The following is a 14,845-nucleotide window of genomic DNA, read 5'->3' on the forward strand; positions in this document are numbered from 1 at the left end:
CCGCCGGCCGCCACTTAACCGGCGGCTTTTTTTGCTTGTGAAAGGTTAATAAACCGGTTTTATATCCGATAACTCGACCGTAAAACTATATATTAATGTATCCGACATTTATGAGAATACTTTGTAAATTATAAGAATTTTTTTTGATATATGTCATTTATTATAATAAAATGAAAAAAGTTGAAACTTACTATTGATATTTTATGATATTATGTGTATAATTGGTACATATTTTATTCATGATTCATTAATGGAGGAAAGCTATCTTATGGACAAATTCTTTAAGATTTCCGAACACGGTTCGAATTACCGAAGAGAAATCATCGGCGGGCTTACCACTTTCTTCGCAATGGCTTACATAATATTTGTCAACCCGAGCCAGCTTTGCAACGATTTCGCGGCAAGTATTTCGGGCGCGATGGATGCGAGTTATGCTGCCGGCGTTATGGTGGCGACTTGTATTGCCTCTGCTCTGGGCTGTTTTCTTACCGCGTTCTTAGCCAATGTTCCGTTTGCTCAGGCACCCGGTATGGGGCTTAACGCATTCTTCACCTGGACATGTTGCGTTGTTATGGGATATACATGGCAGCAGGCATTGACAATCGTTCTTATTTCCGGCATTCTTTTTCTCATCATCTCGGTTTCTCCTCTTCGCAGCAAAATTATCGCGTCGATTCCCGCCGGACTTAAATCGGCCATTGGCGCAGGAATCGGGCTTTTCATCGCCTTTATCGGACTCATTAATTCCGGAAAGGGTATAATAAAGCTTGATGGCGATCTCCATATCACCGGGCTCAATTTCAAGCTTAATGTTCTTGATGAAGCGGGAAATGTTACCGGCTCAGTATGGAACAAAGCGGCTCTTCTCACTATAATGGGCGTAATTATCATTGCCGCTCTTATGGCATGGAAGGTAAAGGGCGCAATATTCATCGGAATTATCGCTACTACGGTTATTGCCCTCCCGCTCGGCGTTACGTCTCTCCCGACGGCTGATTCATTCAACTTTAATGCCATAGGCGATATAAGCAAGGTTGCTTTCAAATTCGATTTCGCTGGGCTTTTCGGGCATGGAGTGCTTTCATTGATTACCGCCATAATCAGCTTCCTTGTAGTTGATATGTTTGACACAGTAGGAACGCTTATCGGCACTGCGGGCAACGCTGGAATGCTTGATAAGAATGGCAATCTCCCGGGAGGCGACAGAGCGCTCATCGCTGATGCTGCCGCAACCTGCGTCGGGGCCTGCCTCGGTACATCCACCGTTACCACCTATGTGGAATCCTCCGCCGGTATATCCGAAGGCGCAAGAACGGGGCTTTCATCCGTGATTGTCGGAGTTCTGTTCCTTCTCGGTATATTCCTTTATCCGATTGCCGGTATTATTCCCGGCGCGGCAACTGCTCCGGCACTTATCATTGTCGGCGTTCTTATGCTCAAGAGTGCGGCAAAGGTCGATTGGGGCGATATTGAAATAGCGATTCCGGCTTTCCTGACGATTGCTATCATGCCTTTTGCATACAGCATTTCGGACGGTATCGGATTCGGCTTTATTTCATATACAATAATTAAGATGGTTCGCGGAAAATTCAAGGAAATACCTGTTCTTATGTATATTCTTTCCGTTATCTTTATCGCGATGTATATTCTTAAAAATCTATAAATAGCGTCTTCGACACAGATACAAGTAATAAAGGGGAGATTGCTTTACGCAATCTCCCTGTTTGTATTAATTAGAGATATCAGTAATTCTCTTTGCGGACTTCAAAGAAACTTTGTGGATGTGAAACATCCACACCAGAAGCAGATATCAGTAAATAAAGAGATATCAGTAATTCTCTTTACGAACTTCAAAGTAACTCTGTGGATGTAAAACATCCACGCCTAAAGCAGATATCAGTAAATAAAGAGATATCAGTAATTCTCTTTACGAACTTCAAAGTAACTCTGTGGATGTTTGCATACCGGGCATACCTCAGGCGCTTTTTTGCCCATTACGAGATGCCCGCAGTTGCGGCATTCCCACATCGTTTCTCCTGATTTTTCAAAAACAGCTTTCATCTGTATATTGTTAAGTAAAGCGCGGTAACGCTCTTCATGGGATTTTTCAATTTTAGCGACTCCGCGGAACTGAGCGGCAAGAGCCTTGAAGCCTTCTTCTTCGGCATCCCTCGCAAAGCCTTCGTACATATCGGTCCATTCATAGTTTTCGCCTTCGGCAGCGGCGGCAAGATTTGCGGCCGTATCGCCAATCCCGTCCAGCGCTTTTAACCAGAGTTTTGCATGTTCTTTTTCGTTATTGGCAGTAGCTTCAAAAATTGCCGCTATCTGTTCATAGCCTTCTTTTCTTGCTGCGGAAGCAAAATAAGTATATTTGTTGCGAGCCTGCGATTCGCCGGCAAAAGCGGCGGCGAGGTTTTTTTCTGTTTTTGATCCTTTGAGTTCCATAATATTTCTCCTTTTATGTTTTATAGGCAACATTATTTATTGATTTTTTCTTGCTCCGGCACAATTTGGGCACCGTCCGAAAAAGATCATTTCATATCCTGTCACATCATATCCGGCGGGATATTTCTCCGGAATTGACAGCTCGTTCGCACATATTATATTAAAGTCCGATACTTTCCCGCAGCAAACACATTTAAAATGGAAATGCGGAGACACATTGCGGTCGAATATATCAGGGCCGTGCACAACGGCAACCCGCAGGATATCCCCTTCGCCGGAAAGCAGCTTCAGATTCCGATATACGGTTGCTTTGCTGACATTAGGACATTTTGTTGACACCGCATTATAAACTTCATCTGCTGTGGGATGGTCGCACATTGATCTCACTGCTTCGAGTATCAGAACCTTTTGAATGGTTGTGCGCTTGTTCATGATAATATTTCCTTATTGATATCAATTACTGATAACAGTATATCACAGCTTTGATGCCTTGTCAATACCTGAAACAGTAGATTCGCAGCTCATTCATAAAAATCTTAATTTCATAGTTCCCAAAGTAAGTTCCACGGCTGAATTTACAGTGGAAATATGATTGAAAAAATAACAGCGAAAATCAACTCCGCTGAATGTATGCTGCAGATTGTTGTCTTCGGTAACAATATACCGGTTATGATTATTTTAAATTTATAGATTTTTTAAAATTGCTATTGCATTATGTTTTAGAATGTGTTACAATGATACAAACGAATATGATGAAATTAAAAGAGTGGTTCGCCACTCTTTTTTGTGGTATTAAGGAAGCTTAAGATGTCACAAAAACAGACACAGCATTCCGTCCGAATTGCGGACACGGTCAAAGCTCTTATCAAGGATAAGATTTCTTCTCTCGGATATATTCTCTGGGATGTGGAATATTACAAGGAAGGCGCATATTATAATCTGACCGTTACCATCGACAGCCCGGAAGGTATTTCGCTTTCCGACTGCGAAAAGGTAACAAAGCAGATTGACCCGATTCTCGATGAAAATGATCCTGTTCCTGACAGCTATTATCTCGAGGTTTCATCGGCCGGACTCGAACGCGAGCTTAAAACGGATGACCACATACGCGCATATATAGGAAAAGAAATAAAACTCGGCTTTTTTACCGCACTTGAATCCGGAGACAAATCTATATCCGGTATATTAAACGGATACAGAGATGAGGAGCTTTCGGTCACCATCGATGCAGGACTGAATAAAAGCGCCGAAACGGGATGCGATAAAAAAGAGCTTCGAATTTTGAAAAGATCCTGCGCATATATTCGCAGTGTATATAATGAAAATGAAGCGAACGCTGAAATAATTGAAAGGAACGATAAGCAAAATGATCAGCAATGAATTTTTTGACGCACTCGAGGCGTTGGAAAAGGAAAAGGGCATACCGAAGGGCTATATGCTCGAAAAAGTCGAGGCGGCGCTCCTGACCGCATATAAAAAAGATACAGATGGACACAGTAATGTGAGAGTTTCTCTTGATATGGAGAAAAAAACAATTAAAATGTATAGCCAACGCACCGTTGTCGAAGAAGTAACGGATGACAAAAATGAAATATCGCTTGATGAAGCTCATAAGACAAATAAGAAAGCGGAGCTGGGCGATATAATTGAATTTGAAATAAAGCCCAAAAATTTCGGCCGTATTCCCGCTCAGACTGCAAAAATGGTCATCATTCAGGCCATAAGAGAGGCAGAACGCGGAATGATGATAAAAGAATATGAAAGCAAAAAGGAAGATGTCGTAACCGGCGTCGTCCAGATAATAGAGCCGGTCACAGGAAACGTGATACTCGAACTTGGAAAGAACCAGGCCACCCTGATGAAATCGGAGCAGATGCCCACCGACCGTTTCCGTGTCGGCGATCATGTCAAAGTTTTCGTTATGGAAGTTAAAAAGGAAACCCGCGGTCCGATCGTAATCCTTTCCAGAACTCATCCCGGGCTGGTCAAGCGAATATTCGAAATCGAGGTTCCAGAAATACGCGACGGCACGGTTATCATCCAATCGATAGCGCGTGAAGCAGGAAGCAGATCAAAAATCGCAGTATATTCCCGAGATGACGATGTCGATCCGATAGGCTCATGCATAGGAGTGCGCGGAATGCGCAAAAATAATATATTGAACGAGCTTGCCGGCGAAAAGATTGACATAGTAAAATATTCCGAAAAGCCGGAGGAATATATAAAGGCGGCGCTTTCGCCCGCTTCAGTGCTTTCGGTAAAGATGATCGGAGAAAGATCATGCCGTGTCACTGTCAGCTCGGATCAGCTTTCACTTGCGATAGGAAAAGAAGGTCAGAACGCAAGGCTCGCCGCAAAGCTTACCGGTTACAAAATCGACATCAAGCCGGATGGCTTTGTCGATGAACAAGAGGCGGATGAAACAGAAAACGCCTGATAAACTAATATATAAATAATTATATAAAGGGGTGAACCGGACGATGCAAAAAAAGATTCCGGAGCGCAGATGCACTGGATGCGGCGAATCAAAGCCCAAAAAGGAATTAATCCGCGTCGTGCGTTCGCCTGAGGGCGAAATATCGCTCGATTTCAAAGGTAAAAAACCCGGGCGCGGAGCATATGTTTGTCACGATCTGAAATGTCTGGCAAAAGCAAGGAAGACAAAGCGTCTAGAGCATTCGCTATCATGTGAAATACCCGACGAAGTTTATGGGGCGCTTGAAAAAGAAATGGCCGAAACGGCCGAAACAACGGAGGGCGAAGCCAAGGCTTGATACAATTAAATTCACAGAACGCGCGAAAGCTTTCCGCGCTCGGACTTATTAAAAAGGCGGGAGCGCTTGTAGCGGGAACCGAGCTGTCGGAAAAAAGCGTCAAAAGCGGAAAATCCGCGCTTGTACTTATAGCTTCAGACGTCTCTGAACGCACCGCAAAACGTATGCTTGACGCGTGCGCTTATTATAAAACAGAAGTGCGAATATCCGAATTCACAATGGACGAAATATCAACCGCTATCGGACTTGTTCGTCCGACGGCGGCAATATCGATAACGCGGCGAGAGTTTTTAAAGCTGGTTGAATCGGAGAATCGATCGGCAAATAACGGAGGGATCTCATGTCAGAAGAAAGAATAATAAAAGTCGGCGCGCTTGCAAAGGATCTGCAGGCAAAGCCGAAGGACATCATAACCGTATTGAAGGATCAGACCGGCATCGTCAAGACCACCTCGGCTTCACTTGACGAAAAAGACGTAAACGTGATCCTCGATTGGTATTCGAAAAAGACCCAGATACCTGATATAGATAAGTATCTCAAGGGTGAGCTTTATATAACCTCACCGGCCGCCGAACGCGCCCGCGCTGAAAAAGCCGCGGCCGCAGAAAAAGCCGAAGCGGATAAAGTCGCCGAAGAAAAAGCGGCGGCGGAAAAAGCTGTCGCGGATAAAGCGGAAGCAGACAGAGCTGCGGCGGAAAAAGCTGCCGCAGATAAGGCCGCAGCTGAAAAAGCGGCTTTGCAGCTGAAAAGTGAAAAACAGTCGCAGCAGATTCAACATTTGCCGCAGCAGAATACGCGTAAACTCCAGGATCATCCAAACCGTCAGAATGAATTTCCTAAAACGCAAAAGGGAGCAGCTTCAGTGCCATATACCGACAACAGCCGCCGCAGCATAAAGCAATCACCTGATCGCTTCGTCAGACCAACAGATGTAAAAAAAGCAGCAGAGCAGAAAAAAGAAAACAAGAAACCGTCGGATAACCACCGTATAGCGCCGATTATCCCCGCGCCCGGCACTCCCACAACTGTAGTCACGGCAAAAAGAGACCTTCGTATTATCGATACCAGATCAAATGACGTCGATTTATCAAAATACGATGAGAGAATATATGATATAGCGGGAGGACATGAAGATAGTAATGCTGCCCATTCTCGCCGCTCTTCTCAGAACCGGCCCGGGCAGAGGCCTGGATTTAAAAAAGGCAAGCCCGCAAAGAACACACGTCGTCAGGAGCCTGTCCGCGCAAAAGCTCCATCCGTCATTCATCTTCCGGAAGAGCTTTCGGTCAGCGATCTTGCCAGAGAGCTCAGAATTAAAACCGGTGATGTCTTAAAAAAGCTCATTTCCGGCGGTTTTATGGCAAATCTGAATTCGGCTATAGATTTTGAAACGGCTCAGATCATCGCAGACGAGTACGGAGTCACCGCAGAAAAGGAACATATTGTAACAATTGAAGAAAAACTTATCGATACGAGCGAAGATAAGAGCGAAAAGCTCATTCCGAGAAGCCCGGTCGTAGTTGTTATGGGACATGTTGACCACGGCAAAACAAGCCTGCTCGATGCCATCCGTCACACCAACGTAACTGAAGGCGAAGCCGGAGGCATAACTCAGCATATAGGCGCATACCGCGTTAAAATCAACGGCAAGGAAATCACCTTCCTCGACACTCCCGGACATGCCGCGTTTACCTCAATGCGTGCCCGCGGCGCCCAGGTGACCGATATCGCCGTACTTGTGGTTGCCGCTGACGATGGTATAATGCCGCAAACCATTGAGGCGATAAACCACGCTAAAGCGGCCGGAGTATCAATAATAGTCGCCATAAATAAAATGGATAAACGCGGCGCAAACCCCGATGCTGTTATGCAGGAGCTCACAAAGTATGACCTCGTTCCAGAAGAATGGGGAGGCGATGTGATTTGCGTTCCGGTCTCTGCTGTTACAAAAATGGGCATTGACAAGCTGCTCGAATCGATCTTGCTTGTTGCGGAAATGGCGGAGCTTAAAGCCAATCCCAACAGGTTGGCAAAAGGCGTCGTTATAGAAGCAAAGCTTGATAAGGGCAGAGGACCGGTTGCCACAATGCTCATACAAAACGGCACGCTTCACAACGGAGACATAATTATAGCGGGCAGCACGGTAGGCAAAGTACGCGCTATGCTCGACGATAAGGGCGCAACGATATCTGAAGCAGGGCCTTCGGTTCCGGTCGAAATTCTCGGACTTTCCGAAGTCCCCAACGCAGGAGATATTGTAAACGCAGTAGAAGATGAAAGAATGGCACGCACGCTGGCTGATCAGCGCCGCGCCGAAAAGAAAGAAGACGAATTCCGCTCCAACGCGAAGGTTTCGCTTAACGATCTCTTCAACCAGATAAAGGAAGGGATAAAGGAGCTGAACATTATCGTAAAAGCCGACGTTCAAGGCTCCGCGGAAGCAGTCAAAGCATCACTTGAAAAGATATCCAACGATGAGGTCAGAGTCCATGTGATACACAGCGGAGTCGGCGGTATAACCGAATCCGATGTCATGCTCGCGAGCGCCTCAAACGCGATTATCGTTGGTTTTAATGTTAGACCGGATAAAAACGCATCTGACTTGGCTTCACGCGACAGCGTAGATTTGCGCACATATCGTATTATATACGAATGCATAGGAGAAATCGAAGCCGCAATGAAAGGCCTGCTTGCTCCGAAATTCGTCGAAAATGTTATAGGAAGAGCGGAAGTCAGACAGACGATCCGCGTTCCGAATATCGGTATAATCGCGGGCAGCTATGTCCTTGACGGAAAAGTGACACGAAACGCGCAAATCCGCGTTCTGCGTGACAATATAGTAATTTTCGAAGATAAAATTTCCTCACTCAGACGCTTTAAAGACGACGCGAAGGAAGTTGCCACAGGATATGAATGCGGTATCGCTCTCGAGCGTTTCAGCGACATAAAAGAAGGCGATATACTCGAAGCCTTCATTATGGAAGAGATTGCAAAATAATATTATTAACTCGGCAATTAAATAATTACCGCTTAAATATAGAAAACGCTCCGGTATATGGGCATTTTCTCTTATAAAAACAAGGATCATTTAATTTCCGTTTAATGATAACCATCAGGAAAAGCCGCATACTTACTCCAACCTAGCGGCTTGATTCCGGTAAGACCGGTTGGAACGGAGTTGATTATAATGGCAAATTACAGAGCCGGACGAATTAACGAGAGCGTCGCACATGAATTAAACGACATTCTGCGCGACGTCAAGGATCCCAGAATAACGGACAGCCTTGTCACGATTAACGCTGCCGACGTAACCCGCGACCTCAAACAGGCAAAGGTTTACTTTGGCTGTATCACGGGAGATCCCGAGACAATTAGAAAAGGGCTTGACAGCGCCAAGGGCTTCATGAGACGCGAGCTTGCCGCAAGGCTTAATCTCCGCATGACGCCCGATCTCTCGTTTTTTCATGACATATCCGCGGAACATGGTGCGAATATCGCTCGCATATTGAAAAAGATCGAATCCGATAATGTGACCTCGGAAAACAAGATCACCGGAAATACCGATTCCGATGATCTGAAACAATAACACAATATGGTACAAAACGATTTTTACGACGCGTTCAAAGCATCTCTTTCCGATCCGACGTTTGACCGCATATATGTCCTTTCACACCTAAATCCGGACGGCGACGCGGTCGGAAGCGCTTGCGCGCTTACATACCTGCTCAGATTGTCAGGAAAAAAAGCGCTTTATTTCACCGAAACGCCTGATCATAAATATGCATATCTCTCCGACGCATGGAATTCGGACCGTTACGGCGGTTTATTTGCGCCGGAGCATTTCATAACTACCGACACCACAGGATTTTCTCGCTTATCAAAGCTTCCCGACGGTTTTTCCCACGAAAATGAATTCGAATTACTCTTATCCTTCGTGATCGATCATCATAAGTGCAATTCGTTTTCATGCACACATAAGCTGGTTTTATCAGAAAAAGCAGCCGCTGGAGAAATAATATTCGATTTGTATAAAAATTGCGGAATAGGTTTCGATGAATATTCGGCCGCCGCTATTTATACCGCTATCGCAACCGATACCGGCTGTTTCAGATATGCCAACACCCGAGCCTCATCCTTTTTATGCGCTGCCGAGCTGTGCGAATTCGCTCCGGGCGGATCGTTTTACGAAATAAATAAAATTCATTTTGAGACAAAGTCTTTTAAAAAGATCAAAATCGAATCCTACGCAGTAGAAAACGCTATTTTCCGCATTAACGGCGCTCTTGTATTTTCTGTCTTCGACAGCTCCGAGCGTGCCAGGCTCTCGATAACCGATATTGAGCTTGAGGGCGTTGTTTCTATGCTGCGTCAGATAGAGGGCGTGCGCGCCGCGTTCGTTTTAAAACAACAGCCGTCCGGCGAATTCAAGGTTTCAGTCAGGACGGATTACACTGCGGCCTTCGGCGGTATTAACGCGGCCGAGCTGTGCGCCTGCTTTTCGGGCGGGGGACATGACGCCGCGGCCGGTTGTTCGCTCTCCGGAGCTCCGGACGAAATTATTGATCTGCTTGAATCGGCGGCAGTAAAGACAATGAACAGCAAGAACGCTTCGGTTTGACGCCGAAGCACAACAAACAAAGCTATTATTTAACGGCAATAAAGGAAAAAAGCAAATATGAAGCTGATTCTCGCTTCCGCTTCGCCCAGACGAAAGGAACTCCTTGAAAGCTGCGGGATTAAATTTACAATCGTCAAATCAGATGTAAATGAAGCTCTGCCGGATTCAATTTCGCCGGAAAACGCAGTAATGACGCTTGCAGAACGAAAAGCCGCAGCGGTTTTATCTGAATATAATGACGTAAACCGGATTATCCTCGGCGCGGATACAATTGTATATCAAAACTCAAGAATCATCGGCAAGCCGCGCGATCGTGCGGAAGCTTTTTCCGTTCTCCGCTCGCTTTCCGGTTCCCGCCATTCCGTATACACAGGAGTTGCTCTACTTTCTTTTTACGGAAATACAAACACAATATTAAAAGATATTCGCTATGAGAAGACTGATGTATTTTTCCGCGAGCTGACTGACGATGAGATCAACGAATATATAGATAATTTCCCGCCCTACGATAAAGCCGGCGCGTACGGCATACAGGACGGCGCGGCGCTGTTTGTACGTCATATCGACGGCGATTATAACAATGTGATTGGTCTGCCGCTTTATCTGTTAGGAGAAATGCTGAAGAAATTCAAGCAAAAAAGTGAAAATGCTCTGCAGGCGGGGGATACGCGGCTTCTTTGAAAAGAAGCCTGGCAAGAAACTTCATATATGATAACCATAAAGGTATTTAAATTATATTACAGGGCGTTTATATTGGTAAAATTTCTGAAAGCTATTGACTTATGTATTCAATTCAATCAGATGGGCTTTTTGTATAGAGCATTGAAGTTTAAGCTATACATACAGAATAAAAAGCTTCACCGGAGCAGGCATTTTATGTTTGCCGTTCCGGTGATTTTTGTTTTTATTATCTGAAAACTTTTACGGAGCTTTTCTCGAAAACGACCGTATCACGCCTTTTTTATAAGTCAGATCAGAATTTACGGATATACTTTCTTTTAGATCCGACAACATCTTGAGTTTCTTCGGCTATGACAAGCTCTTCGTTTGTCGGTATGACAACGACAGGAACCTTGGATTCAGGCTTTGATATTATAACCTCGTTTGGTTTATGCGTGGTTATGACGTTTATATCAGAGTCAATCACTATGCCGAAGCAATCGAGATCGGACATTGCGAGGAAGCGGATAACCGGCGTGTTCTCTCCGACGCCTGCGGTAAATATGACGGCGTCAAGACCGTTCATCGCGGCGGTGTATGCGCCGATATACTTCTTGATTCCATATGACATTATCCTTGCGGTGAGCATGGCGCGTTCGTTTTTGCTTATAATCGCGGCTTCGATGTCTCTGAGGTCGCTGGATATTTCTGACACACCGAGAACTCCGCATTTTTTGTTCATGAAATCATTCATCTCATCAGGCGTATAGCCTTCTTTTTTCATGATGAACGGAACTATGGCTGGATCCATTGATCCGCAGCGAGTACCCATCATAATTCCTTCAAGAGGAGTAAAGCCCATGCTTGTGTCAATGACCTTGCCGTTTTTTATCGCGGTTATTGAAGAGCCGTTGCCGATATGGCAGGTGATAATTTTAGAATTATTGGGATCGAGCTTCAGAAAATCATATGCCTTTTTGGAAACATATCTGTGGCTCGTACCGTGAAAGCCGTAACGGCGGATCTTATAATTTTCATACATCGAATAAGGTATCGAATACATGAACGCTTCTTCCGGCATAGTGGAATGGAATGCGGTGTCAAAAACCACCACCTGCGGCGTTTTGGGCATTACCGATGTGCAGCCGGCGATTCCCTGAAGATGAGGGAGCGTGTGAAGCGGCGCGAGATCAATACACTTGTTAAGATCTTCGATAACATTTGCGTCCACAAGCACCGATTCCTTGAAGTACGGACCGCCATGGACTATTCGGTGTCCGACGGCGGATATGTCATCCATCGATGATATGCAGCCAATTTCTTTATCAAGAAGCATTTCTATGACGGCCTGCATGGCTTCTTTGTGAGATGGCATCGGATAATCTTTTTTGATCTTATCCTTACCGATAGTGGTATGCGTTATTGTGGCATCACTGCCTTTTTTCTCGCCGCTGATACGCTCGCATATACCTTTCGCTATGATGTCTTTGATACTCATGTCGAAAAGCTGGTATTTCAGAGACGAGCTTCCCGCATTAACCACAAGAATTTTCATTGTGAACCTCCGGAAAATGTTGATTGTTAATTATAATTACAGTTTATGATTATTATTGCAATTCCTGTTATTATAATGTATAATTATAGAAAATATGCCGTCGATATGTCTGCTTTTTTGACGACCACCGGTTATTATACTATAATCCGAATACTATTGCAATACTTTTTTATTATTTATAGCATCAATATTTTAAATTGCGGAGGTAAATTTATCAATACAGCTGCCATAATATGCGAATATAATCCATTCCACAACGGACACATGCTGCAGATCAAAAAGATAAGGGAGCTGTTTCCGGACAAAGCCATTTTATGCCTGATGAGCGGCAATTTCGTTCAGCGGGCCGAGGTAGCCGTGGCAGATAAATATACGCGCGCCAAATGCGCCGCCGAATGCGGAGCCAATCTTGTATTGGAGCTGCCTTTTCCGTTTTCAATGATGTCGGCCGAAGGCTTCGCCGCGGCAGGCATATCGATTTTAAACAGAATTCCGGGCGTTGACACTCTTGTGTTCGGAGCGGAAAACGATGATTCCGAGCATTTGATGGAATGTGCTAAAATTCTGATTTCACCATTATTTAAAGAAGTGCTACATAGTGAGCTTGAGAAAAACCCTTCTTTGTCATATCCGGCCGTTCGGCAGCTCGCCGCGGAACTGATAACAGGAAAAAGCTTTGATATGATGAAAAAGCCAAATAACATTCTTGCAATCGAATACTGCAAAGCGATCATTAACTCCGGCTCTGTCATAATGCCGGCAGTCCATGCAAGAAGCGGACCCGATTATTATTCTCTATCCCCTGATGAGGGTATATCATCGGCAACTTATATAAGGCACCTGCTTTCATCTGCGGAGCTTTCCGGCGGAGACGGGAAAAATTGTTCTGATATCATATCAAGATTCGTTCCGGCAGAGACACTTCCCATATTGGACGAGGCCTATAAAAAAGGTTTATTTCCGACCTTTGCCGACTCGCTTGACAAACTCATCTTATTCACGGCAAGAACTCAGACGCCGGATAAGCTGAAAGAAGTATATTCCTGCGATTCGCTGGAGTACCTTATTATTAAGAATGCGCATTCCTGTTCGACAGTTAAAGAACTGATCGATGAGACGCGTTCAAAAAGATTCACAGAGTCGCGTGTTCGCAGAGCTGTGTTGTCAGTATTGCTTAACATATCACGCCGCGTCGTCAATGAAACTCCGTCATACACCGTTGTTCTCGCCGCCGATATCACAGGCAGAAAAATTCTGCACTCCATTAAAAAGGCCGAAGGGCTTCATGTGTTTACCAAGCCGGCTCATGCGTTGAGATCAAAAGATCCGAATGTATCCTTTCAAGCCGTACGCGCGTTCAACGCTGATTCTACATATACGCTCGCCTGCAAAGGATCGCTGGTCGGCGATTACTTCACAAAATGCGGACCTTTCGTAAAATGAAAATTAAAGATTATCAATCAGGAGATCATCTATATGCTGGAATATAAAATTTCCGAATACTCTGTATACGGCAAATGCCTTTTCGTTAAATTTGGCGCGGTAGAGCTGATTTCCGGGCTTGCTCTTGGACCGCGTATATTATCCTTGAAGCTCGGCGGCGGGCAGAATGTTTTCTACAATGATGTGGATTTTAAAACTCATCAGGACGGCGATGTATTCAAAGCTGTGTTCGGCAAAGATTCATTCTGGAGACTTTACGGTGGTCACAGGCTTTGGGCTTCTCCGGAAATAATGCCTGTCACATATTATCCGGACAACGATCAAATTGAATATAATATAAACGGCAATACCCTGTCGCTTTCGCAGAGAACACAGCGTGTAACTGGTATGAAGCTCGATATTTCACTGAAATTCGGATATGAGAAAAACGAAAACTCCATTCTCGTATCTCACAGAATTGAAAATACGCTTGATGAGCAAAAGAAAATAACGGCATGGGCGCTTTCTGTTATGGCGCCGGGCGGCCGCGCCGAAATTCCCGCGCCGGAGATAAAATCCGGGCTTCTTCCTAACCGCGCCATCGCAATGTGGCCTTACGCTTCGCTTGACGATCCGCGCCTTTCTCTGTCAGGCGGAAATATTTCAGTGGGCTTTGATAAAAATAAAGAGCCGTTCAAGCTCGGCGCGACCAATCTTTGCGGCCTCTGCCGTTATTACGCGCCTGATAAAACTATATTCGAGAAAGCTTCGCCGTTTATCGCCGATGCCGAATATCCCGATTTCGGATGCTCGTGTGAAATTTATACCTGCCCCGATTTTACAGAACTTGAAACGCTGTCTCCGCTTTACACCTTAAAAAAAGGTGAATCAATAATCCACAACGAAATATGGACCCTTTCAAAATAAGAACGCATATCAATTTGCTTATGTGAAACAGCATCCCGAACCGCATCGCGGTTCGGGATGCTGTTTTCATGCCTTGCATTGCTGACTGTGTTTATTATATAGGGTATATATGCAATCGTTATAAAGCTTGATTTCCCGTTATATAATAAATAATTATATTATAATCTCCGAATATAACAAAATAGTTGTTGACATAAGTTGCCATTGGTGATATTATGGCAATAGTAATATGAACATATTTATTATGAAGCTTTTTCCTGTATGTAAAAAAAATTTAAAAGTTTTTGAAAATATTTTTAAACCCTAACTTTCAACAAATTAAGTAATATGTAAATCAAGAGAAGTCAGCAATTTAATGGTTTTGCCGGAAATTTCGGAAGTAAGCCATGAGTTGTTGACTTTTACTTTGTGAATATACTTAAGGTGGAAGATGAAATCTGA

Annotated in this window: 14 protein-coding genes; 11 read left to right on the plus strand and 3 right to left on the minus strand. The window is 44.5% G+C overall.

Annotated elements, in window-relative coordinates; all coding sequences use genetic code 11:
* Positions 1 to 268 precede the first annotated feature (268 nt).
* A complete protein-coding gene (locus tag VB118_11025; GenBank protein ID MEA4833131.1) occupies positions 269 to 1,663 on the plus strand; it encodes an NCS2 family permease in 1,395 nt (464 codons plus the stop codon).
* Positions 1,664 to 1,914: 251 nt separating this feature from the next.
* Here VB118_11025 and VB118_11030 read toward each other — a convergent pair whose 3' ends face one another.
* Positions 1,915 to 2,448: a rubrerythrin family protein gene (locus VB118_11030; GenBank protein ID MEA4833132.1), complete on the minus strand. Its 534-nt coding sequence runs from the start codon at positions 2,446 to 2,448 to the stop codon at positions 1,915 to 1,917.
* Between the two features lie 36 nt (positions 2,449 to 2,484).
* Positions 2,485 to 2,880 carry a transcriptional repressor gene (locus VB118_11035; protein MEA4833133.1) on the minus strand — a complete coding sequence of 132 codons (396 nt, stop codon included), beginning with the start codon at positions 2,878 to 2,880 and terminating at the stop codon, positions 2,485 to 2,487.
* Between the two features lie 375 nt (positions 2,881 to 3,255).
* On the opposite strand from VB118_11035, the gene rimP reads away from it, so the two are divergent.
* The 8 genes from rimP (at position 3,256) to VB118_11075 (ending at position 10,521) form a co-directional block, all read left to right on the plus strand.
* On the plus strand, positions 3,256 to 3,828 hold the full coding sequence (gene rimP / locus VB118_11040) for a ribosome maturation factor RimP (GenBank protein ID MEA4833134.1): 573 nt from the start codon (positions 3,256 to 3,258) through the stop codon (positions 3,826 to 3,828).
* Entirely contained in the window at positions 3,815 to 4,885 is a 1,071-nt protein-coding gene (gene nusA, locus VB118_11045; protein MEA4833135.1) for a transcription termination factor NusA, read from the plus strand. The genes rimP and nusA overlap by 14 nt, the downstream gene beginning before the upstream one ends.
* Before the next feature lie 43 nt (positions 4,886 to 4,928).
* The gene (locus tag VB118_11050; GenBank protein ID MEA4833136.1) at positions 4,929 to 5,222 is read left to right on the plus strand and encodes a YlxR family protein; all 294 of its coding nucleotides are present in this window, start codon (positions 4,929 to 4,931) and stop codon (positions 5,220 to 5,222) included.
* A complete protein-coding gene (locus tag VB118_11055; protein MEA4833137.1) occupies positions 5,219 to 5,581 on the plus strand; it encodes a ribosomal L7Ae/L30e/S12e/Gadd45 family protein in 363 nt (120 codons plus the stop codon). Before VB118_11050 ends, VB118_11055 begins: the two co-directional genes overlap by 4 nt.
* The gene (infB, locus tag VB118_11060; protein ID MEA4833138.1) at positions 5,563 to 8,220 is read left to right on the plus strand and encodes a translation initiation factor IF-2; all 2,658 of its coding nucleotides are present in this window, start codon (positions 5,563 to 5,565) and stop codon (positions 8,218 to 8,220) included. Before VB118_11055 ends, infB begins: the two co-directional genes overlap by 19 nt.
* Before the next feature lie 189 nt (positions 8,221 to 8,409).
* The gene (rbfA, locus tag VB118_11065) at positions 8,410 to 8,808 is read left to right on the plus strand and encodes a 30S ribosome-binding factor RbfA (GenBank protein ID MEA4833139.1); all 399 of its coding nucleotides are present in this window, start codon (positions 8,410 to 8,412) and stop codon (positions 8,806 to 8,808) included.
* A gap of 6 nt (positions 8,809 to 8,814) precedes the next feature.
* On the plus strand, positions 8,815 to 9,840 hold the full coding sequence (locus tag VB118_11070; protein MEA4833140.1) for a DHH family phosphoesterase: 1,026 nt from the start codon (positions 8,815 to 8,817) through the stop codon (positions 9,838 to 9,840).
* Between the two features lie 57 nt (positions 9,841 to 9,897).
* Positions 9,898 to 10,521 carry a Maf family protein gene (locus VB118_11075; protein MEA4833141.1) on the plus strand — a complete coding sequence of 208 codons (624 nt, stop codon included), beginning with the start codon at positions 9,898 to 9,900 and terminating at the stop codon, positions 10,519 to 10,521.
* Between the two features lie 292 nt (positions 10,522 to 10,813).
* Here VB118_11075 and VB118_11080 read toward each other — a convergent pair whose 3' ends face one another.
* Positions 10,814 to 12,055: an acetate kinase gene (locus VB118_11080; protein MEA4833142.1), complete on the minus strand. Its 1,242-nt coding sequence runs from the start codon at positions 12,053 to 12,055 to the stop codon at positions 10,814 to 10,816.
* 105 nt (positions 12,056 to 12,160) lie between these two features.
* Between VB118_11080 and VB118_11085 the strand changes: the two genes are divergently transcribed.
* Positions 12,161 to 13,498, plus strand: coding sequence for a nucleotidyltransferase family protein (locus VB118_11085; GenBank protein MEA4833143.1), 1,338 nt, complete (start codon positions 12,161 to 12,163; stop codon positions 13,496 to 13,498).
* A 33-nt stretch (positions 13,499 to 13,531) separates the two neighbouring features.
* Entirely contained in the window at positions 13,532 to 14,404 is an 873-nt protein-coding gene (locus tag VB118_11090) for a hypothetical protein (protein MEA4833144.1), read from the plus strand.
* Positions 14,405 to 14,845: the final 441 nt, after the last annotated feature.

The organism is Oscillospiraceae bacterium (genome assembly GCA_034925865.1).
In the GTDB taxonomy this organism is placed as follows: domain Bacteria; phylum Bacillota; class Clostridia; order Oscillospirales; family SIG627; genus SIG704.

What these genes read in the sequence shown, in the direction of transcription:
- VB118_11025 (MEA4833131.1), top strand. Translation starts at nt 269, where the DNA reads ATGGACAAATTCTTTAAGATTTCCGAACACGGTTCGAATTACCGAAGA.
- VB118_11030 (MEA4833132.1), bottom strand. Translation starts at nt 2,448, where the DNA reads ATGGAACTCAAAGGATCAAAAACAGAAAAAAACCTCGCCGCCGCTTTT.
- VB118_11035 (MEA4833133.1), bottom strand. Translation starts at nt 2,880, where the DNA reads ATGAACAAGCGCACAACCATTCAAAAGGTTCTGATACTCGAAGCAGTG.
- rimP (MEA4833134.1), top strand. Translation starts at nt 3,256, where the DNA reads ATGTCACAAAAACAGACACAGCATTCCGTCCGAATTGCGGACACGGTC.
- nusA (MEA4833135.1), top strand. Translation starts at nt 3,815, where the DNA reads ATGATCAGCAATGAATTTTTTGACGCACTCGAGGCGTTGGAAAAGGAA.
- VB118_11050 (MEA4833136.1), top strand. Translation starts at nt 4,929, where the DNA reads ATGCAAAAAAAGATTCCGGAGCGCAGATGCACTGGATGCGGCGAATCA.
- infB (MEA4833138.1), top strand. Translation starts at nt 5,563, where the DNA reads ATGTCAGAAGAAAGAATAATAAAAGTCGGCGCGCTTGCAAAGGATCTG.
- rbfA (MEA4833139.1), top strand. Translation starts at nt 8,410, where the DNA reads ATGGCAAATTACAGAGCCGGACGAATTAACGAGAGCGTCGCACATGAA.
- VB118_11070 (MEA4833140.1), top strand. Translation starts at nt 8,815, where the DNA reads ATGGTACAAAACGATTTTTACGACGCGTTCAAAGCATCTCTTTCCGAT.
- VB118_11075 (MEA4833141.1), top strand. Translation starts at nt 9,898, where the DNA reads ATGAAGCTGATTCTCGCTTCCGCTTCGCCCAGACGAAAGGAACTCCTT.
- VB118_11080 (MEA4833142.1), bottom strand. Translation starts at nt 12,055, where the DNA reads ATGAAAATTCTTGTGGTTAATGCGGGAAGCTCGTCTCTGAAATACCAG.
- VB118_11085 (MEA4833143.1), top strand. Translation starts at nt 12,161, where the DNA reads ATGTCTGCTTTTTTGACGACCACCGGTTATTATACTATAATCCGAATA.
- VB118_11090 (MEA4833144.1), top strand. Translation starts at nt 13,532, where the DNA reads ATGCTGGAATATAAAATTTCCGAATACTCTGTATACGGCAAATGCCTT.